We start from the raw sequence: 24,914 nt of genomic DNA, 5'->3' as shown, positions 1-24,914 counted from the left end.
CACCAGATGAGCAGAGTCACCGCGCGGCGCAAGACCACCCGGCTGACCCCGACGGGCCGGATCCAGCGCCCGGACACCCTGGCCGTGGAGGAACCGCTCGAGATCCGCGTCGACGGGCAGTCGCTCACCGTCACCATGCGCACCCCCGGCAACGACATCGACCTGGTGCACGGGTTCCTGTTCGGCGAGGGACTCATCGGCTCGGCCGAGGACGTGGTCACCGCCCGCTACTGCGCGGGCACCGACAGCGAGGGCCACAACACCTACAACGTGCTCGATCTGCGGCTGCGCACCCCGGTTCCGGTGCACACCCGCAACTTCCTGACCACCGGCGCCTGCGGGCTGTGCGGCAAGTCCGCGCTCGACGAGGTGCGCACGCACACCCGCTATCCGATCCCGCACGACACCGCGCCGGTCCCGATCGAGGTGCTGTCGGGCCTGCCCGCGCAGCTGCGCGCCGGGCAGAAGGTCTTCGACGCCACCGGCGGGCTGCACGCGGCGGGCCTGTTCACCGCCGACGGCACTCTGCTCGCGCTGCGGGAGGACATCGGCAGGCACAACGCCGTCGACAAGGTGATCGGCTGGGCGGTGCTGGAGAACCGGATTCCCGGCCGCGACCTGATCCTGGTGGTGAGCAGTCGCGCCTCCTTCGAGCTCGCGCAGAAGGCGGTGATGGCGGGCATCCCGATCCTGGCCGCGGTGTCGGCGCCGAGCGCGCTGGCCGTCGATCTGGCGGCGGAGTCGGAGCTGACCCTGGTGGGGTTCCTGCGCGGCGAAACGATGAATATCTATTCCGGTGAACACCGTCTGACCTGAGCGTTTCGCGGTCGAACTGTGCGTTCGGCCATACTGCCCAGTACGGTGTCGGGATCGCTACCCCGGCATCGAAGCCCGGGGGGAGTTTAGAAACGAAGATGCTTCACATGATGACGAAAGATCGGCGCCGCGTCCCCGCGGCACTCACCGCGTTGCTGCTCGGCGTGGTCGTGCTGCTCGTCGCCGGCTGTGGCGCCGAGCCGAAGTCCGCGACGCCGCCCGCGACGACGACCACCGCCGCGGTCGTGGATCCCGGCGGGGAAGCGGGCAACGTCTCGATCGCGGTGCCCGGCAGTCTGGCCGGCGACTTCGCCGCGCTACAGCAGGGTTTCCGCGGCACCGTGGGGCTGGCGGTCATGCCGGTCGGCGGCGACAAGATGGTCACCTTCGGAACCTGGACCTCCGGCCCGGCCTGGTCCACGATCAAGGTGCCGCTGGCCATCGCGGCCCTGCGCAACAACGCCGCCTACAGCACCACGGCGAGCGCGGCCATCACCGCCTCCGACAACGGCGCCGCGGACACGCTGTGGCAGTCGCTCGGCTCGGGTGGTGCCGCGGCCACGGCCGTCCAGAACGTGCTGCGGGAGGGCGGTGACACCGTCACCACCGTGCCCAGCCAGCGCACCCGCGCCGACGCCTCGATCTACGGGCAGGCCGAATGGACGCTGGCCGACCAGGTCCGCTTCGCCGCGCACCTGCCCTGCATCCCGCAGAGCCAGCGCGTCGTCGGGCTCATGCAGCAGATCGTCCCGAGTCACCGCTGGGGTCTGGGCGCGTTCGGCAGCGCCGAGTTCAAGGGCGGCTGGGGTCCCGATCCGTCCGGGAAGTACCTGGTCCGCCAGTTCGGGCTCATCGATTCGCCCTCCGGCCGGATCGCGGTGGCCCTGGCGGCGCAACCGGATTCGGGCGCGTTCAACGACGGCATGAGCATGCTCGACAAGCTGGCGACCCTGCTCTCCGGTCACCTGGGCGACCTCGCCGGAGGTCACTGCGCCTGATCAGCCCCGGTGCGGCAAGATGAACGCCATGCGCATCGGAGTCTTGACCGGAGGCGGAGACTGTCCAGGGCTGAACGCGGTGATCCGGGCGGTGGTCCGCACCGCGAACGGCCGCTACGGCGACGCGATCGTCGGGTTCGAGGACGGTTGGCGCGGCCTATTGGAAGACCGCAAGATCCGCATCCACAACGACGACCGCACCGACCGGCTGCTCACCAAGGGCGGCACCATGCTCGGCACCGCGCGCACCAATCCCGACGTGCTGCGCGCGGGGCTGGGCCGGATCAAGCAGACCCTCGACGACAACGGCATCGAAGCGCTGATCCCGATCGGCGGCGAAGGCACCCTCACCGCCGCCAGCTGGCTCTCCGACGAAGGGGTGCCGGTGGTCGGCGTCCCCAAGACCATCGACAACGACATCGACTGCACCGATGTCACCTTCGGCCACGACACCGCCCTCTCGATCGCCACCGAGGCCATCGACCGGCTACACACCACCGCCGAATCCCACCAGCGCGTCATGCTGGTGGAGGTGATGGGCAGGCACGCGGGCTGGATCGCGCTCAACTCCGGCATCGCCGCGGGCGCCCACCTCACCCTGGTGCCCGAGGAGCCGTTCGACGTCGCCGAGGTGTGCGCGATGATCAAGAGCCGGTTCCAGCGCGGCGACAAGCATTTCATCTGCGTGGTGGCCGAAGGCGCCCATCCCGCACCCGATTCCGGGTTCGCGCTGCGTGAGGGCGGTATCGACGAGTTCGGCCACGAGCGGTTCACCGGGGTGGCCCAGCAGCTGGGCGCCGAGATCGAACGCCGCATCGGCAAGGAGGTCCGCACCACCGTGCTCGGCCACATCCAGCGCGGCGGCAGCCCCACCCCCTACGACCGGATCCTGGCCACCCGGTTCGGCGTGCACGCCGCCGAGGCCGTGCACGCGGGCCACTTCGGGCAGATGGTGGCGCTGCACGGCACCACCATCGGGCTCGTCCCGCTCTCGGAGGCCACCAAACAGCTCAAGCGCGTCCCGCCCGAACGGCTCGGCGAGGCGCAGGCCTTCTTCGGCTGAGCCGGTCCGCGCGGGGTCCCCGGCTTCGGCGGTGCGCGTCGGTACCGTTGCCGTATGCGCACCGGTCGAGTGATCGTTTCGGTTCTGTTCGTCGTCGCCGCGCTGGTGACGGGGTGTTCCTCGGACGAGGAGACGGATTCGGCCGTGCGGGGGCCGTGGCACGGCGACATCGCGGTCCCGGATCAGCCGATCGCGGTGGGGGTGACCTTCGCCGAGGACGGCTCGGCCACCATCGACATCCCGGTGCAGGGGGTGCGCGCGGCGCCGCTGGAAGACGTGCGCACCGAACCGGACCGGGTCGAGTTCACCATTCCCGACGCGCCGGGCGACCCGGGCTTCCGCGGCAAGCTCGACGGCGAGCGGATCACCGGCGACTGGGTGCAGTCCGGGCAGAGCCTGCCGCTGGTCCTGAGCCGCGGTCCCGTCGAGGGTGTGGCCCGGCCCCAGGACCCGACACCGCCGTACCCGTATCGCAGCGAGGACGTCACCTACCGCAGCGGTGACATCACCATCGCCGGCACCCTCACCGAACCCGAAGGTACCGGCCCGTTCCCGGCCATGCTGCTGATCACCGGCAGCGGCCCGCAGGACCGCAACGAGGAGCTGATGGGCCACCGCCCCTTCCAGCTGCTGGCCGACACCTTCACCCGGGCCGGCTACGCGGTGCTGCGCACCGACGACCGCGGTGTCGGCGGCACCGGCGGCGACCTGGACGAGGCCACCTACCCCGTCCTCGCCGACGACGCGGCCGCGGGCGTGGCCTTCCTGCGCGCCCGGCCCGAGATCGACCCGGCCCGGGTCGGGCTGTTCGGGCACAGCGAGGGCGGGTACCTCGCGCCGCTGGTGGCCGCCCGGCCCGACAGCAATGTCGCGTTCGCGGTGCTCATGGCGGGTCCGTCGGTGATCGGCGCGGACGTGCTGATCGAACAGAACAAGGTCATCATGGCGGCGGCGGGCGAACCGCAGGACAAGATCGACGAGCAGGTCGCCTACGTCACCCAGTGGTCGAACCTGCTGCGCGCGGGCGACATCGAGGGCGCCGCGACCTTCGCCCAGCAGCACAACGACTCGCTGCCCGAGGCCGACCGGGCGCCGCAGGAGGCCGTCGACTCCTTCAACACCCCGTACATGACCTCGTTCATCACCTACGACCCGAAGCCCGCGCTGGAGGCACTGCGGATCCCGGTGCTCGCCTTCTTCGGCGACAAGGACCAGCAGGTGCCCGCCACCCAGAACGAGCCGCCCATGCGGGCGAACCTGGCCGGCGCCCCCGACCCGACCGTGCACACCTTTCCCGGCGTCAACCACCTGATGCAGCCCACCGACACCGGCAAGCCCAGCGAATACGCCACCATCGAGACCACCATCGACCCGGCGGTGCTCACCTACGTCACCGACTGGCTCACCCAGCGCGTCCCGCCCCGGTAGAGCTTCCTAAGATGGGTAGCTATGAGCGAGCGCAGCGAGCGAACAAAGGGCGCAGCCGCCCGTGCGGTCATGCCGGAGCCGAGCGTCAGCGAGGCGCAGGCATGAGCGCACCCACGGTCGAGTTGATGGACTACGCCGATGTCATCTCCCGGTACGAGCCGGTGCTCGGCATGGAGGTCCACGTCGAGTTGTCCACGGCGACCAAGATGTTCTGCGGTTGCCCCACCGAGTTCGGCGCCGAACCCAACACCCAGGTGTGCCCGGTGTGCCTCGGCCTGCCCGGCTCGCTGCCGGTGGTCAACGAGCAGGCCGTCGAGTCGGCCATCCGGATCGGCCTCGCGCTGAACTGTTCGATCACCCCGTGGGGCCGGTTCGCGCGCAAGAACTACTTCTACCCGGACCAGCCGAAGAACTACCAGATCAGCCAGTACGACGAGCCGATCGCCACCGAGGGCTACCTCGACGTGGTCCTCGACGACGGCTCCACCTTCCGGGTCGACATCGAGCGCGCCCACATGGAGGAAGACACGGGCAAGTCGCTGCACGTGGGTGGCGCGACCGGCCGGATCCACGGCGCCAGCCACTCGCTGCTCGACTTCAACCGCGCCGGCGTGCCGCTGATCGAGATCGTCACCAAGCCGATCACCGGCGCCGGTGCGCGCGCGCCCGAGGTGGCCCGCGCCTATGTCACCGCGCTGCGCGAGGTGCTGCGCTCGCTCAACGTCTCCGACGTGAAGATGGAGCAGGGCTCGCTGCGCTGCGACGCCAACGTTTCGCTGATGCCGGTGGGCGCGAAGGAATTCGGTACCCGCACCGAGACCAAGAACGTGAACTCGCTCAAGAGCGTCGAGGTCGCGGTGCGCTACGAGATGCGCCGCCAGGCCGCCGTGCTCACCGAGGGCGGCGAGATCGTCCAGGAGACCCGGCACTTCAACGAAGCCGACGGGTCCACCTCCGCCGGTCGCCGCAAGGAGACCGCCGAGGACTACCGCTACTTCCCGGAGCCCGACCTCGAGCCCGTCGCCCCGGCGGCCGAGCGGATCGAGGAACTGCGCGCCACCATCCCCGAGTACCCGTGGCTGGTGCGGGCCCGCATCCAGGCCGACTGGGGGCTGTCCGACGAGGTCATGCGCGACCTGGTCAACGCGGGCGCGCTGGACCTGATCATCGCCACCGTCGACGCGGGCGCCCCCGCCAACGAGGCCCGCTCGTGGTGGGTCGCCTACCTGACCGAGAAGGCCAAGGAGCGCGAGGTCGCCCTCGCCGACCTGCCGATCACCCCCGCCCAGGTGGCCGCGGTGATCGCGCTGGTCGAGGCCAAGACGGTGAACAACAAGGTGGCCAAGCAGGTCGTCGACTTCGTCCTCGCCGGTGAGGGCGAGCCCGCCGCGATCGTCGAGGCCAAGGGCCTGGGCATGGTCAGCGACGACTCCGCCCTGCAGGCCGAGGTGGACAAGGCGCTCGCCGCCAACCCCGACATCGCCGAGAAGATCCGCTCCGGCAAGGTGCAGGCCGCGGGCAAGATCGTCGGCGACGTCATGAAGGCCACCCGTGGCCAGGCCGACGCCGCCAAGGTCCGCGAGCTCGTTCTCGCCGCCTGCGCGTAAGCACTGATACGGCAACGGCCCCAACCGGAATCCGGTGGGGCCGTTGCCGTCGGCCTAGTCGGGGCCGCCCGCTCCGCCCTGCGGGGGCGGGATGCGGACCACGCGGTCGTCGAATTCGCCCGGGGTGCCGTCGGTCTTGTTGACGGTGGTCACCCAGACGCTGCCGTCGGAGCCCGCCGCGGCGCCGAGCAGCTTGCCGTACTTGTCCTGGGCGATCAGGGTGGGCGCGGTGGTGACGGCCCAGGTGTTGGCGTCGGCGGCGACCGCGGCCAGCGCCTTGCCCTCCGACAGGGCCACGGCGACACCGTCGCCGGTGGCCGTGCAGCCGCCGACGCCGGGCCGGTCGGGCCAGGTCCAGGCGACGGTGAGGGCGTTCTCGGTGCTCAGGTGCTGGAGCCGGTCCTCGGCGGCGGTGCGGTCGGTGACCCACATGCCGTTCTTGCCGTCGCGGCACAGATCGCCCGCGGTGCCCAGGCCCGAGGCCACCACCTGCGGGGTGTTCGTCCCCGATGACGGGTTCTCCAGGCGCAACAGCTTGCCGCCGAGCGAGCCGGGATCGGCCGCGGCGCCCGGGTTTCCGGCGTCGCCGGTGAGCACCATCAGCCGGGTCGGCGTCGCCCATTCGATGGCGCCGCGATTGCCGGTGCCGCCCTTCGGGATTCCGGTGAGGATCTCCTTGGGCGCGCCGCCGTTGCGGGACAGCCGCACCACCCGGTTGTCGCTGCCGGTGGTGATGTAGGCGTACATCAGCCCGTCCTCGCCGAAGGTGGGGGAGAGCACGATGTCGGAGATGCCGCCGTCGCCGGAACCGTCGACCGGCACGCTCGCGACCTCCACCGGTGGCTCCTGCGGGGTACTCGCGTCGACCGGAGTGACCTGCAGGATGCGGCCGGTGCGCCGCTCGGCCACCAGCGCGCCGTCGCCGATCGGGATCAGCCCGGCGGCCGAATCCAGGCAGGTGGCGATGACGTTCGGGTCGGGGTCGATGCACGGGCCGGTCGGCCGCGGCGCCTGGGACGGCGGCTCCTGCGGTTTCCTGGGCTCGGCGTTGGACCCGCCCAGCGAGGGCTCGGTGGTGAACGGGCTCGATGCCGACTCGTCGAAACGGGCGCATCCGGCGAGCAGGACGGTGCCCAGTGCCACCCCGAGTGCCACGCGGCCCGCGAATACCGAACTCATGGCACAGACGTTACCGGCAGCCGGATGGGGCGGACACGCCTGTTCCGGGGAAGACCGGCGCACCGAGTCGGCACGTCATAGGGTGAGGCGGTGACCGACAAGTCGAATGACATTCCGAACGCCGATGGGCCGGCCTCGACCGGACCGGCTGCGTCGTCGGCGGGTCGCCCGGTGACCAGCCCGTACGATTCGCCGACCACGCAGATGCCGAAACCGGATCTGCACAAGGACATTCCGCGCACCGACGAGGACCTCGGGCTCGACCCCGGCGACGAGGTCCCCACCGCGGGCGCCGCGCAGGCGGCGGGCGGTGGCGACGACGGCTACGGCTACGCGTCCATCCCGCCCGCGGCCGCCGCGTCGGCGGGCACGGTCCGGCTGCAGCGCCGCAACCGGGAGCCGCGCCGCGGCACCCTCGACCTCGGCCTGTTCGTGCTGCGCCTGGTGGTCGGCTACACCTTCATCTACCACGGCCTGCAGAAGCTGACCGGCTGGTTCCACGGCCCCGGCCTGGACGGCACCAAGCAGATGATGGAGACCGGCGGCTGGGACTACCCGTCGCTGTCGACCGCGCTGGTCATCGCCGGTGAACTCGGCGGCGGCATCCTGCTCGTCCTCGGCCTGGCCACCCCGCTCGCCGCGGGCGCCGTGCTCGCCACGATCCTTACCGCGTGGATGTGGAAGCAGGGCATGATCGCCGGTTTCCAGTACAACGCGGGCACTCCGACCGGTGTCGAACTCGACACGATCCTGGCCGGCGCGTCCCTGGCGATCATCCTCACCGGCCCCGGCCGCTGGTCCTTCGACCGCGCCCGCGGCTGGGCCACCCGCCCGGCCTACGGCTCCTTCACCGTCGTCCTGCTCGCCATCGCCGCCGCGATCGCCAGCTACCTCTTCCTGCACGGTGGCAACCCACTGACGGGCATCGGCCCGTTCAACTGAGGCCGGAGGGCTGCGGCGGTGCGGGTTCGGCCAGGTGGGCGGTCATGGTGATCCGCACATCGGCCAGGAATTCCTCGAACCGCCGCAGCTCGGCGGGGGAGTATCTCCCCATCACCGTCTCCTCCACCTTCACCCCGAGTGGCCCGAAGAAGTCGTCGGCCAGGTCGTGGATGCGGGGAGTGCTGCGCAGGGTGACGATGCGCCGGTCGTCGTGCTCGCGGCTGCGGACGATGTGACCGGCCTTCTCGAGCCGGTTCAGCAGTGCGGTGGTCGCGCTGTTGGACAACGAGATGCGCTCGCTCAGCCGCGCGGGTGAGAGGGTTCCGCCGCGTTCCTCCGCGGTGAGGATCTCGATCAGCGCCTCGGCGTCGGTGGAGTGCAACCCGAGCCATGCCGCGAATCGATGGGTGAATTCGCGGTAGTTCGCGCCGTAGGCGCGCAGGCCCTCGTGGATCCGTTGATACCGCGCACCGGCGTCCGAGGGAGTCATGGGTTCCTTTCGCATCGGTTGACATCCTATTGCCCGCAATCTACTTTGACCATGGAAATATTCCACCATGGAAATAGGAGATGCGATGAGTCAAGAGTCGTCGTCCATCCGCCGATGGCTCGGCTTGATCGCCATCGCCCTCGGCGTCGCGCTGATCGTGGTCGACACCACGATCGTGAACGTGATCATCCCGTCGATCATCGAAGACCTGGCGACGGGTTCGACCGAGGCGCAATGGATTCAGGAGTCCTACGCGATCGTGTTCGCGGCGCTGCTGCTGGTGGTCGGGCGCATCGCCGACATCGTCGGGGCGCGCAGGGTGTTCGTCGCCGGTGTGGTCGTGTTCGGCGCGACCAGCGTCCTGGCCGGGCTCGCCCCCGGCGGCGGGCTGGTGATCGTCGCCCGGTTCCTGCAGGGCGCGGGCGCCGCGATGATCCTGCCGACCTCGCTGGCCCTGCTCAATGCCACCTTCACCGGTAAAGCCCGGGGTCAGGCGTTCGCGGTGTGGGGCTCGACGATCGGCGCCGCCGCCGCGCTCGGTCCGCTGCTCGGCGGCTGGCTGGCCGAACACGTGTCGTGGCGCTGGGCGTTCGGCATCAATGTGCCGCTGGCGGTGCTGATCGTGATCGGCGTGCTGGCCTGCATCGCGCCCTCCCCGAAGGTCGCGGGGCGACTCGACGTGCTGGGCGCGATCCTGTCGGTGCTCGGTCTCGGGCTGCTCGCCTTCGGCCTGGTCGAAGGCCGCACCTACGGCTGGATCAGCACCGTGCATCCGCTGGGGATCGGCGGTTTCACCTGGGGCGCCGGGCCGTCGCCGGTGCTGATCGCGCTGGTGCTGAGCGTGCTCGCGCTGGCCGGTTTCGTGGTGCGCCAGGTGCTGCTGCGCCGCGGTCCCGACGCCGACAAGGCGCTGATGGATCTGAGCCTGTTCCGGTTGGCCTCGTTCCGCAACGGCAATATCGCCACGCTGATCATCGGGCTCGGCGAGTTCGGCATCGTCGCGGTCCTGCCGCTGTGGCTGCAGTTCACCCTCGGCTACAGTGCCGTGCAGGCCGGGCTGGCGCTGGTGCCGATCGCCATCGGCAGTTTCCTCGCCAGCGGCGCCAGCTTCGGCATGGCGGGCAAGGCGTCACCGCTGAACATGGTCCGGCTCGGCCTCGCGCTCGAGGTCGTCGGCCTGGCCGCGCTCGCCTTCTTCGCCGCCACCGACAGTTCCTGGTGGGCGATCTCGCTGATCCTGTGCGTGTACGGCATCGGCGTCGGCTTCGCGACGGCCCAGGTCACCAATGTGGTGCTGGCCGAGATCCCCGAGAACGACAACGGCCAGGCCTCCGGCATCCAGAGCGCCTTCCGCCAGCTCGGTTCCGCGCTCGGCATCGCGGTGCTCACCACCGTGTTCTTCACCACGCTGAGCGCGCAGGTCGACGACGACCTCACCGCCGCGGGCCTGCCCCCGGCCCAGGCGCAGCAGTACGCGCACGCCGTCACCAGCAGCGCGGGCGCGGCGATCGAAGGCTTCGCCGACCGACCGGAGACGCGCGAGATCGCCGAGGCAGGCCGCACGGCGATGACCGACGGCATCACCCTGGGCGGCTACCTGGCCGCGGGCTTCGTCCTGCTCGGGTTGATCGCCACCGCCCTCATCCCCGCGCGCACCGGCGACGAGTCCGCTACGCCGACAACACAACCCGCGCTCGTGTGAAGACGGCATCGCGAGGGCGGTGGCGTCCGCACCGAGGATCAGGTCCGCCCCGCCGCACCGACATCCGACGGCGAAACCGCCGCTCGAACTCGCGAGAACACGGGTAACCCACGGGGAATCGGCTGAGCCCACCGACGAGAACGCCGCCGGTCGCATCGACGACCGGCGGCGCACTCGTATCTCGCCTCAGTTTCGAGCCGGGCGCTCAGGGCACCTTGCGGACGGCGCCCTTGTCGGCCGACGTCGCCAGGGCGGCGTAGGCGCGCAGCGCCGTGGTCACCGGGCGGACGCGGTCCACCGGCTGCCACGGGCGCTCCGAGGCGTCCATCTTGGCGCGGCGCTCGGCCAGGACCTCGTCGGAGACCAGGACCTCGAGCGCGCGGGTGTGCACGTCGATGCGGACGCGGTCGCCGTTCTCGATCAGGCCGATCACGCCGCCCTGGGCGGCCTCGGGGGAGATGTGGCCGATCGACAGGCCCGAGGTGCCACCCGAGAAGCGGCCGTCGGTGATCAGCGCGCACACCTTGCCCAGGCCCGCGCCCTTCAGGAACGCGGTGGGGTGCAGCATCTCCTGCATGCCGGGGCCGCCGGAGGGGCCCTCGTAGCGGACCACGATCACGTCGCCGGCCTGGATCTTCTTGCCCAGGATCATCGAGACCGCCTCCTCCTGGGACTCGACCACCACGGCCGGGCCCTCGAAGGTGAACAGGTCCTCGTCGATGCCCGCGGTCTTGAGGATCGCGCCGTCCGGGGAGATGTTGCCGCGCAGCACGCACAGCCCACCCTCGACGGTGTAGGCGTGCTCGACGTCGCGGATGCAGCCGCCCGCGGCGTCGGTGTCCAGCGAGGACCAGCGGTTGCTGGTGGAGAACGGCTCGACGGTGCGCACGCCGCCGGGCGCGGCGTGGAACAGCTCGAACGCCTCGTCGGAGGCCTTGCCGGAGCGGATGTCCCAGGTGTCGAGGTACTCCTCGAAGCTCGCGGTGTGCACGGTGGTCACGTCGGTCTCGAGCAGGCCGCCGCGGCGCAGCTCACCCAGGATCGCGGGGATGCCGCCGGCCCGGTGCACGTCCTCCATGTGGTAGTCGGAGTTCGGCGAGACCTTCGACAGGCAGGGCACCTTGCGCGAGATCTCGTCGATGGTGCTCAGGTCGAAGTCGATCTCGCCCTCCTGCGCGGCGGCGAGGGTGTGCAGCACGGTGTTGGTGGACCCGCCCATGGCCACGTCCAGGGCCATCGCGTTGCGGAAGGCCTTGACATTGGCCACGTTCCGCGGCAGCACCGAGGCGTCGTCCTCGCGGTACCAGCGGTTGGCGATGTCGACGATCACCCGGCCCGCCCGCTCGAACAGCGCGCGGCGGGCGGAGTGGGTGGCCAGCGTGGAGCCGTTGCCCGGCAGCGCCAGGCCCAGCGCCTCGGTGAGGCAGTTCATCGAGTTGGCGGTGAACATGCCCGAACACGAACCACAGGTGGGGCAGGCCGAGCGCTCGACCTCGTCGAGGCCCTCCTCGGACACGGCCTGGTTCGCGCTCGCCGAGATCGCGTGCACCAGGTCCAGCGGCGCGTGCGCGACACCGTCGACGACCACGGCCTTACCGGCTTCCATCGGCCCGCCGGAGACGAACACCGCCGGGATGTTGAGCCGCATCGCGGCGTTCAGCATGCCGGGAGTGATCTTGTCGCAGTTGGAGATACACACCAGCGCGTCGGCGGTGTGCGCGTTGGCCATGTATTCGACCGAGTCGGCGATGATCTCGCGCGAGGGCAGCGAGTACAGCATGCCGCCGTGGCCCATGGCGATGCCGTCGTCGACGGCGATGGTGTGGAACTCGCGCGGCACGCCACCGGCGGCGCGCACGGCCTCGGCGACGATGTCGCCCATGTTCTTGAGGTGCACGTGACCGGGCACGAACTGCGTGTAGGAGTTCGCGATCGCGATGATCGGCTTGCCGAAGTCGGAGTCGGTCATCCCGGTGGCGCGCCAGAGCGAGCGGGCGCCCGCGGCGTTGCGGCCGATGGTGGTGGTGCGTGAGCGGAGCGGTGGCATGGGGGAGTCCTCGTAGTGTCGCTGGGTGCGTCCAAGCGTGCGCGCAGGGGGCTGACCTGCGCCGCACAAGGCGAGTGCGCGGTGCGTCCGGCAAGCCTGCACGTTACTCCGGCGCGCGGTGGTCGCGTCGCGCCGGTGGTGCGTGCAAGGGAGTGCCGGAACCGGGGCTCGAGGCGGGAGTGTCGCTCCGGAGGATGTCGCCGCGGTGGTGCCGTCGGCGCGGGGTGCCCGGTGCCGTCAGCTTACCGGTGCAACCGCGCGCCGCACCGTGCCGATTCCCACAGTGACCGAGCGAACTCACTCGTCGGCGTCGGGCTCCTCGGCCTTCGCCTTCTCCGCCTCGGCCGCCCGCTCGGCGGCGACGCGTTCGGCCTCCGCCTGCTCGGCGGCGGCGAACACGTCGGGCAGGCGGCCGCCGGAGGCGTCGATCAGCTCACGCAGCCGGTCGTAACCCACCGCGGGCAGCCGTACCTCGGAGTCGTCGGCCAGCCGCGCCTTCACGGCGCCGCGCTTGGGGATGCTGATGCCCTTGACCTGTGCCCAGTCGAGGTGCTTCTTGCCGACCATCGTGCTCAGGTCCAGTCCCGCGTCGGAGATCGTGGTGTGCGTCCGCACGACCCACCAGATCGCCACGAGCGGGAGCAGCAGCAGCCACCACAGTCCCGCGGGCCACCCGACGAACGGGAAGAACACGCAGAACGCCAGGACCAGCACGCCGATGTAGGCCAGCCGCGGCACGCCGATCACATGCACGCCCGGGGTCGGGGTGCTCGCCTTGCGCGGCACCAGCAGCCAGACGACGACCGCGGTGGGCACGATCAGCCCGATCCGCAGGCCCAGCGACCAGTCCTGCACCGTGCCGACGACGACGAAGATCAGGTACGCGAGCACCACCGCGGCGATGGCCGCGAGCCTGCCCGGGCTCGCCGAGCGCAGACCGCCGGGTCGCGAGGAGCGACCCGTATCGGTTCCCTCGTCGGCGGTGTGGGACGATTTAGCCGGTGGCACGGACTGATGCGGTGATGACACCCTCCTATCCTCGCATCCTGGTACACGGACCCACGCAACCACTCACGTCCCACATAATGGGACGCCGAGAGTAGTCTGTTTGACTCTTCGGTCCACGCGCGCTTAACGTCGTGCACGTGAATCGAAACGAGTTGCTCGTACTCGGCCGGCGCGTCCAGCGTTGAGCCTGACTGCCTGAGTCGAATACGTCAGCTCGCGTTGCGACGCGCCACCCTCGAACAGCCATGCGCTGGTCGGGGGCTTTTTTGTGTTCGGGCATTACCCGATGCGCGACGGGTCGTAAGACACCGCGTGTCAGGCACAACTGTGTTGTCCGGGGTCAGAACGACAAAGTAAGGAACGTAGACGGTGAGTGCACCAACCGCACGACCCGGGCCATCGGCCCGCAGGTCAGCGCCTTCGGCGAACCAGCCTGCCGCTGGTAGCCCGGCGACCAACCCCACCCGCCGCCAGGTCGCGCCCGAGCGCGTCACCGGCGCCCAGTCGGTGGTCCGGTCCCTCGAAGAGCTCGACGTCGACACCGTATTCGGCATTCCCGGCGGCGCGGTCCTTCCTGTCTACGACCCGCTGTTCGACTCCACCAAGGTCCGCCACGTCCTGGTGCGCCACGAGCAGGGCGCCGGTCACGCGGCGACCGGTTACGCGCAGTCCTCGGGCAAGGTCGGTGTGTGTATGGCCACATCCGGCCCCGGCGCCACCAATCTGGTGACCCCGCTGGCGGACGCCCAGATGGACTCGGTCCCGATCGTGGCGATCACCGGTCAGGTGCCGTCGAGCCTGGTCGGCACCGACGCGTTCCAGGAAGCCGACATCTCCGGCATCACCATGCCGATCACCAAGCACAACTTCCTGGTCAAGGACCCGATCGACATCCCGCGCATCCTGGCCGAGGCGTTCTACCTCGCCGCGTCGGGCCGTCCGGGCGCCGTCCTGGTCGACATCACCAAGGACGCCCTGCAGGCTCAGACCACGTTCTCGTGGCCGCCGGAGATGCGGCTGCCCGGCTACCGTCCGGTCACCAAGCCGCACGGCAAGCAGGTGCGCGAGGCCGCCAGGATGATCCTGGAGTCCAAGTCGCCGGTGCTCTACGTCGGTGGTGGTGTCATCAAGTCCGACGCCTCGGCCGAGCTGCTGGAGCTGGCCGAGCTGACCGGCATCCCGGTGGTCACCACCCTGATGGCGCGCGGCGCGTTCCCCGACAGCCACACCCTGAACATGGGCATGCCCGGCATGCACGGCACCGTCGGCGCCGTGGCCGCGCTGCAGCGCTCGGACCTGCTGATCACCCTCGGCGCCCGTTTCGACGACCGCGTCACCGGTCAGCTGGACTCCTTCGCGCCTGACGCCAAGGTCATCCACGCCGACATCGACCCGGCCGAGATCGGCAAGAACCGCCACGCCGACGTCCCGATCGTGGGCGACGCGCGCGAGGTGATCGTCGAGCTGATCGAGACCCTCAAGGCCGATCCGCAGTCCGGCGCCGCCCCGCTGCTGAACCTCACCGAGTGGTGGGCCTACCTGAGCCAGATCCGCGACAGCTACCCGCTGGGCTGGAAGACCCCCAGCGACGGTTCGCTCTCGCCGGAGTTCGTCATCGAGACGCTGGGCCGCCTGGCCGGACCCGACGCGGTGTATTGCGCCGGCGTCGGCCAGCACCAGATGTGGGCCGCGCAGTTCATCAAGTACGAGAACCCGCGCACCTGGCTGAACTCCGGTGGCCTCGGCACCATGGGCTACGCGGTCCCCGCGGCCATGGGCGCCAAGATGGGCACCCCGGAGAAGGAGGTCTGGGCGGTCGACGGTGACGGCTGCTTCCAGATGACCAACCAGGAGCTGGCCACCTGTGCCGTGGAGGGCGTGCCGATCAAGGTCGCGCTGATCAACAACGGCAACCTGGGCATGGTCCGCCAGTGGCAGACCCTGTTCTACGAACAGCGCTACTCCAACACCGATCTGGGCACGCACACCCTGCGCATCCCGGACTTCGTCAAGCTGGCCGAGGCGCTGGGCTGCGTCGGCATCCGCGTGGAGAAGGAAGAGGACGTCGAGGCCGCCATCCGGCAGGCCCAGGCGATCAACGACCGTCCCGTGGTGATCGACTTCATCGTCGGCAAGGACGCCCAGGTGTGGCCGATGGTCGCCGCAGGCACCAGCAACGACGAGATCATGTTCGCCCGCGGCATCCGCCCGCTCTTCGACGAGGACGAGCAGGTCTCCGAGCCCGCCGTCATCCACGAGGCGATGGAGCGCGAGCAGGCGGCCTTCGAGAAGGGTTCCGAGGAATGAGCACCACCCACACCCTGAGCGTTCTCGTCGAGGACAAGCCGGGCGTGCTGGCGCGGGTCGCGAGCCTGTTCTCGCGCCGTGGCTTCAATATCGAGTCGCTGGCCGTCGGCGGCACCGAGATCCCCGAGATCTCGCGCATGACCATCGTCGTGACCGTCGACGATCTGCCGCTCGAGCAGGTCACCAAGCAGCTCAACAAGCTGATCAACGTCATCAAGATCGTGGAGCAGGACGCCGACGCCTCGGTGGCCCGCGAACTGATCCTGGTGAAGGTGCGGGCCGACGCCTCGGTGCGCACCCAGGTGATCGAGGCCGTGCAGTTGTTCCGCGCCAAGGTGATCGACGTCTCGCCCGACGCGCTGACCATCGAGGCCACCGGCACCCGGTCCAAGCTGGATGCCCTGCTGCGCATGGTCGAGCCCTACGGCATCCGCGAGATCGTGCAGTCGGGCGTGGTCGCAGTGGGACGCGGTCCGAAGTCGATCACGGCCACCCGCTAACTTTTCATCAACCAGAAATTATCCAGAAGGGACTCCACAGTGGCAGTCGAGATGTTCTACGACGACGACGCTGACCTGTCGATCATCCAGGGCCGCAAGGTCGCCGTGATCGGCTACGGCAGCCAGGGCCACGCGCACTCGCTGAGCCTGCGCGACTCCGGCGTCGACGTCCGCGTCGGCCTCGCTGAGGGTTCGAAGTCGCGGCCGAAGGCCGAAGAGGCCGGTCTGACCGTCGGCACCCCCGCCGAGGTCGCCGAGTGGGCCGACGTGATCATGGTGCTGGCGCCCGACACCGCCCAGGCGTCGATCTTCACCAACGACATCGAGCCGAACCTGAAGGACGGCGACGCGCTGTTCTTCGGCCACGGCCTCAACATCCACTTCGGTCTGATCAAGGCTCCGGCCAACGTCACCGTCGCGATGGTCGCCCCGAAGGGCCCCGGCCACCTGGTGCGTCGTCAGTTCGCCGACGGCAAGGGCGTCCCGGCCCTGATCGCCGTCGACCAGGACCCGACCGGCGAGGGCCAGGCGCTGGCGCTGTCCTACGCCAAGGGCATCGGCGGCACCCGTGCCGGCGTCATCAAGACCACCTTCAAGGAAGAAACCGAGACCGACCTGTTCGGTGAGCAGGCCGTCCTCTGTGGTGGTACCGAGGAACTGGTCAAGACCGGTTTCGAGGTCATGGTCGAGGCGGGCTACGCCCCCGAGATGGCCTACTTCGAGGTGCTGCACGAGCTGAAGCTGATCGTCGACCTGATGTACGAGGGCGGCATCGCGCGCATGAACTACTCGGTGTCCGACACCGCGGAGTTCGGTGGCTACCTGTCCGGCCCGCGCGTCATCGACGCCGGCACCAAGGAGCGCATGAAGGCGATCCTGGCCGACATCCAGTCCGGCGAGTTCACCCGCCGCCTGGTCGCCAACGTCGAGAACGGCAACACCGAGCTCGAGGGTCTGCGCAAGGCCAACGCCGAGCACCCGATCGAGGTCACCGGCGCCAAGCTGCGCAGCCTGATGAGCTGGGTCGACCGCCCGATCACCGAGACCGCGTAAGTTCTCGCTGTTTCCCGAAGGGCCCGTTCGCCACGCGCGAGCGGGCCCTTCGGCCGTTGTTTGCCCGGCCGCAGCTGGGTCACGGTCCGGCGCGGATCCTTGCTGCCGACCGGCGTTAGCGACAAAATTGCTCGATGACGAACAAGACGGTGGACGACTTCGCGGGCGAGGCGGTCGAGCAGGGGAAGGCGGCGCGCAAGCGGATCTCGCGCTCCCAGCTGGGGGAGTGGGGTGCCGGGCCGGACCGGGAGGACCCGGTCGCGATCCTGGAGCGTCAGGCCGAGACCAGGGTGCCCGAGCTGGTGCCGATCCGGTACGCCCGGATGAGCCTGTCGCCGTTCACCTTCCTGCGTGGCGCGCCCGCGATCATGGCCGCCGACCTGGCGCAGAGCGAGAACACCGGCCTCACCGTGCAGCTGTGCGGTGACGCCCACCTGTCGAACTTCGGTCTCTACGCGTCCCCGGAACGCAATCTCGTCTTCGACGTCAACGACTTCGACGAGACCCTGCCCGGACCGTTCGAATGGGACGTCAAACGCCTGGCCGCCAGCGTCGCCGTGTCCGCCCGCGACAACGGCTGCGACGACGAACGCGCCGGCACCGCGGCCGTGGCCGCCGCCCGCGGCTACCGCGAGACGATGCACATGCTCGCCGAGGCCGACAGCATGACGGTCTGGTACGAGGCGGTCGACGCCGACACGGTCGCGGCGCTGATCGAACGGCCCAAAACCCGCAAGCGGTTCGACAAGACCGTCAGCTCGGCCCGCAGCAAGACCAGCCTGCAGGCGCTGAACAAGCTCACCGAGCCCGACGCCAACGGCATCCCGCGGATCAAGAGCCAGCCGCCGCTGCTGGTGCCGATCGAGCTGGCCGACGGCAAGATCATCAAGGAGGTCTTCGCCGACTTCCGCCGCAGCCTCCCCGACGAGCGCCGGGTCCTGCTCGACCGCTACCGCCCGGTGGATCAGGCGGTGAAGGTGGTCGGCGTCGGCAGTGTCGGCACCCGCTGTTTCATCGCACTGCTGATGGACAAGGAAACGGGCAGCCCGCTGTTCCTGCAGATGAAGGAGGCCGAGACCTCGGTGCTCGCCCCGCATCTGAAGCCGAGCAAGTACCACCATCAGGGCCACCGCGTGGTGGTCGGCCAGCGCCTGATGCAGTCGGCCAGCGACGTCTTCCTGGCCTGGGCGACGGGTCCGGCGGGCCGTTACTTCTACATGCGCCAGTTGCGCGACATGAAGGGCTCGGCCGAGGTCGGCACCATGAGCCACCGCGAACTGGCCAGATACGCCGAGCTGTGCGGCTCGGTCCTGGCCAGGGCCCACGCCCGGTCCGGTGACCGCGTCGCCATCGCCGCCTACCTCGGCAAGTCCGACGTCTTCGACCGCGCCATGGGCGAATTCGGCCTGGCCTACGGCGACCAGACCCACGCCGACCGCCTCTCCCTCCTGTCCGCCATCGAGTCCGGCCGCATCACCACCGCCGAGCACGCCTACTGAGACCGCCGATCGCCGGTGGGCTCCGCCCGCCGTCGATAGACTGGTGAAATCCCAAGCCTCACAAGTCGATCGAGCGGCGGGCAATGAACGACGACTTCCTCTCGGCGAAGCCGCTGTGCTTCGTGCTGATGCCGTTCGGCACCAAAGGCGACCTCAACTCCACGGTAGAGTTCGACGATGTCTACGAGCAGCTGGTGAAACCGGCGGTCGAGGCGGCCGGAATGGCGTGCCTGCGGGCCGATGAAGAACAGCTGGGCGGCTTCATCCACACCGCGATGTTCGAGCGGCTGATGGTCTGTGACTATGCCGTCGCCGATCTCACCCAGGCCAATGCCAATGTCTACTACGAGCTCGGCATCCGGCACGCGGTACGCCCGTGGAGCACGGTCTTGATCTCGGCCAAGGGATTCAGGCTGCCGTTCGACCTCGCGCCCGACCGGGTGCTGCGGTACGGGCTGGACGATGCGGGCCGCCCGGACAGGCCGGTCGCCGATCGCGGCGGGCTGACCGGACGGCTCCGGATCGCCAAGGCGCGGCAGCAACCCGACAGCCCGTTGTTCGAGCATTTCACCGGACTCGGTTCACCGAAGGTGGACCCGGGCGACCTGCGTGCCTTCCAGGATCGCGTCAGGGTCTCGGAGGCGGTGCGCAGACAACTCGACGAAGCCCGCGAGATTGCCCGGCCGGGGGACGAGCAGGCGATCCGGCGGGGGATCGCGCAGGTGCAGCGTGTGCGCACCGCGATGGCCGACCTCGGCGCGTACGACGACGGGGTGCTGATCGATCTCCTGCTCGCCTACCGTGACTTCCGCAGGTGGCAGGAGATGATCGATCTCGTCGACGACCTGCCCGCCCACCTCGCCCGCAGCGCGACCGTGCGCGAACAGCGTGCCATCGCCCGAAATCGGCTGCAGCCCGGCAGCGTGCACGCCGAGACCGAATTGCGGGCGCTCGGTGCCGAATACGGCAACAGCAGTGAGACCCTGGGCATTCTGGGCCGCGTCTACAAGGACCGCTGGGCTGCCGCCCTCGGCACCCCGCAGGCCCGTGCGTACCTGCGCCTGGCGATCGACACCTATGTCGCTGGTTTCGAACTGGATTTCGACCCGTATCCCGGCGTGAACGCGGTGCATCTGCTGTGGATCAGCGACCGCGACGGCGTTCGCCTCAGGGAACTGCTGCCCGCCGTCGAATTCGCGGCCAAGGCGCGCATCCTCCGTGGTGGAGCGGGCTACTGGGACTACGCCACCATGATCGAACTGGCGATCTACGCCGGTGCGCTCTCCGACGCCGTGGATTGGCTGGAGAAGGCACTGGGTACCTCGCCCAGTACGATGGAGAAGGAAACGACACACACGACCATCACCCGGCTGCGCGCCTATTGCGCCGGGGACGACGAATGCTGGGACGCGTTGCTGGACGGATTGTCCCCGTCGCCGAATCCGGCGGAGGACGAGGGATGAGCTTGCCGAGCATCGTTCGGCTGGATGCCGTCGACGCCATCGACGATCTCGTGCGGTCGGCGGGCCTACCTGTCGGTCGCCCGGTTGTCGTGATCGTCGGGGGCGCGGCGGGTTTGCGCGTAGACCATGACAGCCGGCTGATGCATCTGCTGATGGAGCATGTGGTTCCGCTGGTGCAGCGGGTCGGCGCGGTCGTTGTCGACGGCGGCACCGACGCGGGCGTGATGCGGCTGGTCGGTGACGCCCGGCGCCTGGCCGCCGCCACGTTTCCGCTGGTGGGTGTGGCCTCGGTGGGCACGGTCGCCCTGCCGGACGCCGTCGCGCCGAGCGCGGACTCGGCACGAATCGAGCCCGGCCACACCGATCTGATCCTCGTTCCCGGCGATTCCTGGGGTGACGAGTCGCCGTGGCTGGCGGCTGTCGCAACCGCTATCGCACGCGATGCGGGATCGGTCACCGTGCTCGTCAACGGGGGCGCGATCGCCTACGCCGACGTACTGAACGGGCTGGCCGCCGGTCGCCCCACAGTGGTGCTCGCCGGGTCGGGCCGTGCGGCCGACGACATCGCTTCCGCTACACCCGTCGACGCCCGAGCGATCGAGATCGCGAGTTCGCCACTCACGACGATCGTTTCGCTGGACGACCCGTCGGCCGTCGCCGCCACCATCGCGGAGCGGCTGCTGCGCTGACCGGTCACTGGGCCGGCTTGTCCGTCTCCTCGTGCACCGCTGTCCAAGAGGCGTTCTCCGCGGCGAGGATCGCTTCGGTCCGGTCGGCGAGCACTCTGCGGCGCCCGGTATCGCGATACGGCCCGGTCTTGGCGAGGAAGAGATATTTCTCGCGCTTGAGGGCCTCGGCGGTAGCTCGGTAGCGGATCCAGTTCGACTGCCACTGATACAGCTGCAGCGCGCCTTCGGCCGCGACGACCGCCGCGGCGATACTCGCGGTGACCACCGCCGGCGCCGACAGCGCGGCCACCACCGGCAGTGCCGCCCCGACCACGATCTGTCCGAGCTTCACCCGCTTGTACCGGTTCTGCGCGCGCGTGGCGTTATCGCTGTACCACTTCAGTTGTCCGGTCAGTCGCGCCCACACCGCATCGTGGTCCGCGCCGGACTCGCCGTGCACGGGGTCTTCCACTCGGATGGTCATGGTCCTGCCTTCCGATTCACCGCTCGCGAAAGAACCGACTGACCGGTTCAATCCCGCTGCGGCAGAGTCGAATTGAGCCTCGCCCATCGAGAGTAGAGCAACATCGTGTCGATCGCAGGAGGCTGGGAAATGCGGAGCGACCATCGTGTGCGTTCGGGTTGATGGTGCTGCGCCGTGGCTCGCTCCGCCGCTGAGGCGTCGCGCCGATCGGCATCCGCGGGTATGGCCGGTGTCACTGTCGGTGGACTCGGTGACTCGCCGGCGCCGGCGACCCGCCTACACTGGTTACCGATGAGTAAGTTCTTTGCCTCGGTGGACCAGGTGACCGACCGGCTGACCGCGGCCGGCTATCTGCCGTCCCTGGATATCGCGACCGCGGTCTTTCTCGCCGACCGCCTCGGGAAGCCCCTGCTGATCGAGGGGCCCGCGGGAGTCGGCAAGACCGAGCTGGCCAAGGCGGTCGCCCAGGCGGTGTCGGCCGAGCTGATCCGGCTGCAGTGCTACGAGGGCATCGACGAGGCGCGCGCGCTCTACGAGTGGAACCACGCCAAGCAGCTGCTCCGGATCACCGCGACGACCGGGGAGAGCTGGGAGGGCACCCGCGACCACGTCTTCACCGAGGAGTTCCTGCTCGCGCGTCCGCTGCTGGCCGCGATCCGCAATCCCGAGCCCACGGTGCTGCTGATCGACGAGCTGGACAAGGCCGACGTGGAGCTGGAGGGACTGCTGCTGGAGGTGCTCGGCGACTTCCAGGTGAGCATCCCCGAGCTGGGCACGGTCACCGCGGTCCGCAAGCCGTTCGTCATCCTCACCTCCAACGCCCACCGCGACCTGTCCGAGGCGCTCAAGCGCCGCTGCCTGTTCCTGCACATCGACTATCCGACCGCCGAGCTGGAGAAGGCGATCGTGCGGTTGAAGGTGCCTGAACTGGACGCCGGACTGGCCGAGCCGGTGGTGTCGACGGTGAGCGCGCTGCGCCAGCTGTCGCTGCGCAAGGCGCCCTCGATCGCCGAGACGGTCGACTGGGCCAAGACCCTGGTCGCGTTGGGCACCAAGTCCCTGAACGCCGGCGTGGTCCGCTCGACGCTCGGCGTGCTGCTGAAGTACCAGTCCGATCACCGGACGGCGATCGAGCGCCTCGCACTCGACGATCCCGACGGCGTCGCGCGATGACCTCCGCGGTGGCGAGCGCCGACCGGCTGGTCGACTTCGTCGGCCTGCTGCGGGACCACGGCATCAGCGCCGGACCCAGCGAGACCGTCGACGCGGCGGCCGCGATCGTGGCCCTCGGCGGCGCCGATCCCGAAGTGCTGCGGTCGGGCCTGGCCGCCTGCCTGCTGCGCCGCAACGGTCAGCGCGCGGTCTTCGACCAGCTCTTCGACCTGTTCTTCCGCGGCATCGCGCGACCGGCGCCGCGCCCGAGCGCCGATCCGGATTCGGTGCGCGACCGGGTGGTGTCCGCGCTCGTCGACGGCGCCGACACCGCCGAACTGGCCAGAGAGGCGCTCGACACCTTCGGCGCCTACGGCGGGGCGGGGGAGACCGCGGGCCGGGTCAGCGGTGCGTCCGGCGCCGGGTGGTCGTCCTATCTGACGATGAAATCGCTGCGCCCACAGGAGATCTCCGAGGAGGTCGCCGAGACCATGGGCGGCTCGGGGCAATTCGACACCGCCGTGCACACCATCGAGGCGCGGCGCCGGGTCGACCGGTTCCGTGCCCAGGTGCAGACCGAGGCCCGCCTGCGATCGGCCGAACTGCGCGGCACCGACTACATCGCGCGTCGCGGCGTCGAGAAGTCCGGGGACAGTACCGATTTCCTCGGTGCCAGGGAACAGGATCTGGCCGAGATGCGCCGGCTGGTGCATCCGCTGGCCCGCAAGCTCGCGACCCGGCTGGCGGTGCGGCGCAAGAAGGCGGTGCGCGGCCAGATCAATCTGCGGCGCACCCTGCGGCGTTCGATGGCCACCGGCGGGGTGCCGATCGACCCGGTGCTGCGCGCCCGCAGGCACGGTCGTCCGGATCTGGTGGTGCTGGCCGATGTCTCGGGCTCGGTCACCGGATTCGCCGAGTTCACCCTGCAATTGGTGCAGGCGCTGCAGGACCAGTTCAGCAAGGTCCGCAGCTTCGGCTTCGTCGACACGTGTGCCGAGATCACCGGCTACTTCACCCCCGGCGAACCGCCGGCGCCGGGGTTCGCGCAGAACATCGTGCGCGAGGCGGGGGTGGCCCGGTTCGGGTCGAGCAACTACGGCGAGGCGTTCCAGGGCTTCGTCGACCACTATCTCGACGCGCTCGGCCCGCGCACCTGCGTGCTCGTTCTCGGGGACGCCCGCACCAACCGCACCGACCCGAATCTCGCCGCGCTGGAAGCGATGACCGACCGGGCCAAGGCGGTGTACTGGCTGAATCCGGAGCCGTCGCGCTCCTGGTCGACCGGTGATTCGGCCGCCCACGTCTACACCGAGGTGGTCGACATGCACGAATGCCGCAATGTGCGGCAGCTGGCCGAGGTGATCGGCCGGTTGCTGCCCGCGTGAGCCGGCGAGCTGCCCGGTGACCGGGCAGCTCGCCGAGGCTCATCGCGCGCTGAGGCTCACGACCGCGTACTCGTGCTCGCTCTTGGCCTGGTACTTGCCGTACCGGGGCTGCGCGCTGGTGATGGACTCCCAGGCGGTGGCCCGTTCGGCGCCGGTCAGCACCCGCGGGGTGACCGGGCGCGGCGCCTCGCCGGGCAGTTCGATCGTCGCCTGCTCGGGGTGTCCCATCAGGTTCAGGTGCCAGTCGGGGTGCCCGTTCTTCCCACCCGAGGCGACCAGCAGGTAGGTGCCGTCGTCGCCGGGGAACCACGAGATCGGGGTCTGCCGCGGTGCGCCGCTGCGCCGGCCGACGGTGTTGAGGATCAGCACGTCCATGCCCATGAAGGTGCCGTTGCCGCCGCGGATCTTGCGGTTCATCCTGGCGTTCATCCGGTGCTGCATCCACCGGGAGAAGCCGCCGTGCGAGTTCTTGGACTGGTTGGCAGACATCGTCGTGTTCCTTTCGGTTCGGGTGGGGTGCGGGGCTCAGCCCCAGGCGCCCGCGATCTGGCGGGTGGTGGCGTTGAGGCGGTTGAACATGTTGGTCACGCCGATCATCAGCACGATGGAGGCCAGCTGGCGCTCGTCGAAGTAGCTGGCCGCGGCGTCCCAGATCTCGTCGGTGACGGCGTTGGGACGGTCGGCCAGGCGGGTCGCGGCCTCGGCCAGCTCCAGCGCGGCGCGCTCCTCCTCGGAGAAGTACGGGGTCTCGCGCCAGGCCACCACGGTGGCGAGGCGGTCCTCGCTCACCCCGGCTTTGCGGGCGGTCTTGGTGCCGCCGTCGACACAGGCGCTGCATCCGTTGATCTGGCTGACCCGCAGGTGCACCAGCTCGAGGATCTCGCCGTCGACGCCACCGGTCTGCACGGCCTGCAGCACCTGCTGGATCGGGCCCATCGCGTCGGTCAGGACCATGGCGGGGTTCTTCATCCGGGACTGCATGATGTTCTCCTTGTTTCGTCTCTGTTGTCCGCTGCTCGCGGTGTGACTCGATAACAGCCGGTCGAGCACTGGAACACGATGGCCGTGGGACACTGTGGGACACTGGAAAACGGCCTTGACCTCCCGGTTGTCCTCGGGAAAT

At 69.7% G+C, this 24,914-nt stretch carries 22 protein-coding genes; 15 read left to right on the top strand and 7 right to left on the bottom strand.

From position 1 onward, the window contains the following. The first annotated feature begins 6 nt into the window (after window positions 1-6). The 5 genes from fdhD (at window position 7) to gatB (ending at window position 5,912) form a co-directional block, all read left to right on the top strand. The gene (gene fdhD / locus EL493_RS27170) at window positions 7-816 is read left to right on the top strand and encodes a formate dehydrogenase accessory sulfurtransferase FdhD (RefSeq protein ID WP_019048326.1); all 810 of its coding nucleotides are present in this window, start codon (window positions 7-9) and stop codon (window positions 814-816) included. A 107-nt stretch (window positions 817-923) separates the two neighbouring features. Beyond that, window positions 924-1,814, top strand: coding sequence for a hypothetical protein (locus tag EL493_RS27165; RefSeq protein ID WP_019048325.1), 891 nt, complete (start codon window positions 924-926; stop codon window positions 1,812-1,814). Window positions 1,815-1,842: 28 nt separating this feature from the next. Then, entirely contained in the window at window positions 1,843-2,877 is a 1,035-nt protein-coding gene (locus EL493_RS27160; RefSeq protein WP_022565548.1) for an ATP-dependent 6-phosphofructokinase, read from the top strand. 54 nt (window positions 2,878-2,931) lie between these two features. Then, window positions 2,932-4,305 (top strand): alpha/beta hydrolase family protein, encoded by a 1,374-nt coding sequence (locus tag EL493_RS27155; protein ID WP_019048323.1) that lies wholly within the window; start codon window positions 2,932-2,934, stop codon window positions 4,303-4,305. 101 nt (window positions 4,306-4,406) lie between these two features. Next, complete coding sequence (gene gatB, locus EL493_RS27150) at window positions 4,407-5,912, top strand: Asp-tRNA(Asn)/Glu-tRNA(Gln) amidotransferase subunit GatB (RefSeq protein WP_022565549.1); 1,506 nt, start codon at window positions 4,407-4,409, stop codon at window positions 5,910-5,912. 54 nt (window positions 5,913-5,966) lie between these two features. Here the strand turns inward: gatB and EL493_RS27145 are convergent, their stop codons facing one another. Next, window positions 5,967-7,091: a PQQ-dependent sugar dehydrogenase gene (locus EL493_RS27145; RefSeq protein WP_019048321.1), complete on the bottom strand. Its 1,125-nt coding sequence runs from the start codon at window positions 7,089-7,091 to the stop codon at window positions 5,967-5,969. 171 nt (window positions 7,092-7,262) lie between these two features. Here EL493_RS27145 and EL493_RS27140 point away from each other — a divergent pair, with 171 nt between their 5' ends. Then, on the top strand, window positions 7,263-8,033 hold the full coding sequence (locus EL493_RS27140; protein WP_198041094.1) for a DoxX family protein: 771 nt from the start codon (window positions 7,263-7,265) through the stop codon (window positions 8,031-8,033). On the opposite strand, the gene EL493_RS27135 is transcribed toward EL493_RS27140, so the two are convergent. After that, complete coding sequence (locus EL493_RS27135) at window positions 8,026-8,523, bottom strand: MarR family winged helix-turn-helix transcriptional regulator (protein WP_019048319.1); 498 nt, start codon at window positions 8,521-8,523, stop codon at window positions 8,026-8,028. The genes EL493_RS27140 and EL493_RS27135 overlap by 8 nt on opposite strands. An 85-nt stretch (window positions 8,524-8,608) precedes the next feature. Between EL493_RS27135 and EL493_RS27130 the strand changes: the two genes are divergently transcribed. Then, window positions 8,609-10,225, top strand: coding sequence for a DHA2 family efflux MFS transporter permease subunit (locus EL493_RS27130; RefSeq protein WP_022565551.1), 1,617 nt, complete (start codon window positions 8,609-8,611; stop codon window positions 10,223-10,225). A gap of 205 nt (window positions 10,226-10,430) precedes the next feature. Here the strand turns inward: EL493_RS27130 and ilvD are convergent, their stop codons facing one another. After that, window positions 10,431-12,272: a dihydroxy-acid dehydratase gene (gene ilvD / locus EL493_RS27125; protein ID WP_019048317.1), complete on the bottom strand. Its 1,842-nt coding sequence runs from the start codon at window positions 12,270-12,272 to the stop codon at window positions 10,431-10,433. A 297-nt stretch (window positions 12,273-12,569) separates the two neighbouring features. Beyond that, window positions 12,570-13,301, bottom strand: a complete 732-nt coding sequence (locus tag EL493_RS33345) for a PH domain-containing protein (RefSeq protein ID WP_198041093.1) — start codon at window positions 13,299-13,301, stop codon at window positions 12,570-12,572. A 348-nt stretch (window positions 13,302-13,649) separates the two neighbouring features. On the opposite strand from EL493_RS33345, the gene EL493_RS27115 reads away from it, so the two are divergent. From EL493_RS27115 to EL493_RS27090, 6 genes are all read left to right on the top strand, one after another. Further along, entirely contained in the window at window positions 13,650-15,587 is a 1,938-nt protein-coding gene (locus tag EL493_RS27115; protein WP_030203292.1) for an acetolactate synthase large subunit, read from the top strand. Further along, a complete protein-coding gene (ilvN, locus tag EL493_RS27110) occupies window positions 15,584-16,087 on the top strand; it encodes an acetolactate synthase small subunit (protein ID WP_019048314.1) in 504 nt (167 codons plus the stop codon). Before EL493_RS27115 ends, ilvN begins: the two co-directional genes overlap by 4 nt. Window positions 16,088-16,138: 51 nt before the next feature. Further along, entirely contained in the window at window positions 16,139-17,140 is a 1,002-nt protein-coding gene (ilvC, locus tag EL493_RS27105) for a ketol-acid reductoisomerase (RefSeq protein WP_019048313.1), read from the top strand. Window positions 17,141-17,274: 134 nt separating this feature from the next. Next, window positions 17,275-18,639, top strand: a complete 1,365-nt coding sequence (locus EL493_RS27100) for a DUF2252 domain-containing protein (protein ID WP_019048312.1) — start codon at window positions 17,275-17,277, stop codon at window positions 18,637-18,639. 83 nt (window positions 18,640-18,722) lie between these two features. Continuing rightward, entirely contained in the window at window positions 18,723-20,102 is a 1,380-nt protein-coding gene (locus EL493_RS27095; RefSeq protein ID WP_019048311.1) for a TRAFs-binding domain-containing protein, read from the top strand. Next, on the top strand, window positions 20,099-20,791 hold the full coding sequence (locus tag EL493_RS27090) for a hypothetical protein (protein ID WP_019048310.1): 693 nt from the start codon (window positions 20,099-20,101) through the stop codon (window positions 20,789-20,791). Before EL493_RS27095 ends, EL493_RS27090 begins: the two co-directional genes overlap by 4 nt. 4 nt (window positions 20,792-20,795) lie before the next feature. On the opposite strand, the gene EL493_RS27085 is transcribed toward EL493_RS27090, so the two are convergent. After that, window positions 20,796-21,254: a DUF4231 domain-containing protein gene (locus EL493_RS27085; RefSeq protein ID WP_022565554.1), complete on the bottom strand. Its 459-nt coding sequence runs from the start codon at window positions 21,252-21,254 to the stop codon at window positions 20,796-20,798. A 291-nt stretch (window positions 21,255-21,545) separates the two neighbouring features. Between EL493_RS27085 and EL493_RS27080 the strand changes: the two genes are divergently transcribed. After that, window positions 21,546-22,427: an AAA family ATPase gene (locus tag EL493_RS27080; RefSeq protein WP_030203273.1), complete on the top strand. Its 882-nt coding sequence runs from the start codon at window positions 21,546-21,548 to the stop codon at window positions 22,425-22,427. Continuing rightward, window positions 22,424-23,791, top strand: coding sequence for a vWA domain-containing protein (locus EL493_RS27075; RefSeq protein WP_019048307.1), 1,368 nt, complete (start codon window positions 22,424-22,426; stop codon window positions 23,789-23,791). Before EL493_RS27080 ends, EL493_RS27075 begins: the two co-directional genes overlap by 4 nt. 39 nt (window positions 23,792-23,830) lie before the next feature. Here EL493_RS27075 and EL493_RS27070 read toward each other — a convergent pair whose 3' ends face one another. After that, window positions 23,831-24,280: a nitroreductase family deazaflavin-dependent oxidoreductase gene (locus EL493_RS27070; RefSeq protein ID WP_019048306.1), complete on the bottom strand. Its 450-nt coding sequence runs from the start codon at window positions 24,278-24,280 to the stop codon at window positions 23,831-23,833. 36 nt (window positions 24,281-24,316) lie between these two features. After that, window positions 24,317-24,772, bottom strand: coding sequence for a carboxymuconolactone decarboxylase family protein (locus tag EL493_RS27065; RefSeq protein WP_022565555.1), 456 nt, complete (start codon window positions 24,770-24,772; stop codon window positions 24,317-24,319). Between the last annotated feature and the right edge of the window lie 142 nt (window positions 24,773-24,914).

This window comes from Nocardia asteroides, assembly GCF_900637185.1.
Classification (GTDB): Bacteria; Actinomycetota; Actinomycetes; order Mycobacteriales; family Mycobacteriaceae; genus Nocardia; species Nocardia asteroides.
Note: the sequence above shows the minus strand (reverse complement) of the source record. Positions and strands in the feature narration are given on the sequence as shown.

Bases quoted from the DNA above. Each gene is read 5' to 3' on its own strand.
- EL493_RS27160 (WP_022565548.1), top strand. From the start codon at position 1,843: ATGCGCATCGGAGTCTTGACCGGAGGCGGAGACTGTCCAGGGCTGAAC.
- EL493_RS27130 (WP_022565551.1), top strand. From the start codon at position 8,609: ATGAGTCAAGAGTCGTCGTCCATCCGCCGATGGCTCGGCTTGATCGCC.
- ilvD (WP_019048317.1), bottom strand. From the start codon at position 12,272: ATGCCACCGCTCCGCTCACGCACCACCACCATCGGCCGCAACGCCGCG.
- EL493_RS27090 (WP_019048310.1), top strand. From the start codon at position 20,099: ATGAGCTTGCCGAGCATCGTTCGGCTGGATGCCGTCGACGCCATCGAC.
- EL493_RS27100 (WP_019048312.1), top strand. From the start codon at position 17,275: ATGACGAACAAGACGGTGGACGACTTCGCGGGCGAGGCGGTCGAGCAG.
- EL493_RS27165 (WP_019048325.1), top strand. From the start codon at position 924: ATGATGACGAAAGATCGGCGCCGCGTCCCCGCGGCACTCACCGCGTTG.
- EL493_RS27075 (WP_019048307.1), top strand. From the start codon at position 22,424: ATGACCTCCGCGGTGGCGAGCGCCGACCGGCTGGTCGACTTCGTCGGC.
- fdhD (WP_019048326.1), top strand. From the start codon at position 7: ATGAGCAGAGTCACCGCGCGGCGCAAGACCACCCGGCTGACCCCGACG.
- EL493_RS27145 (WP_019048321.1), bottom strand. From the start codon at position 7,091: ATGAGTTCGGTATTCGCGGGCCGCGTGGCACTCGGGGTGGCACTGGGC.
- EL493_RS27095 (WP_019048311.1), top strand. From the start codon at position 18,723: ATGAACGACGACTTCCTCTCGGCGAAGCCGCTGTGCTTCGTGCTGATG.
- EL493_RS27135 (WP_019048319.1), bottom strand. From the start codon at position 8,523: ATGACTCCCTCGGACGCCGGTGCGCGGTATCAACGGATCCACGAGGGC.
- ilvN (WP_019048314.1), top strand. From the start codon at position 15,584: ATGAGCACCACCCACACCCTGAGCGTTCTCGTCGAGGACAAGCCGGGC.
- gatB (WP_022565549.1), top strand. From the start codon at position 4,407: ATGAGCGCACCCACGGTCGAGTTGATGGACTACGCCGATGTCATCTCC.
- EL493_RS27070 (WP_019048306.1), bottom strand. From the start codon at position 24,280: ATGTCTGCCAACCAGTCCAAGAACTCGCACGGCGGCTTCTCCCGGTGG.
- EL493_RS27155 (WP_019048323.1), top strand. From the start codon at position 2,932: ATGCGCACCGGTCGAGTGATCGTTTCGGTTCTGTTCGTCGTCGCCGCG.
- ilvC (WP_019048313.1), top strand. From the start codon at position 16,139: ATGTTCTACGACGACGACGCTGACCTGTCGATCATCCAGGGCCGCAAG.
- EL493_RS27085 (WP_022565554.1), bottom strand. From the start codon at position 21,254: ATGACCATCCGAGTGGAAGACCCCGTGCACGGCGAGTCCGGCGCGGAC.
- EL493_RS27080 (WP_030203273.1), top strand. From the start codon at position 21,546: ATGAGTAAGTTCTTTGCCTCGGTGGACCAGGTGACCGACCGGCTGACC.
- EL493_RS27065 (WP_022565555.1), bottom strand. From the start codon at position 24,772: ATGCAGTCCCGGATGAAGAACCCCGCCATGGTCCTGACCGACGCGATG.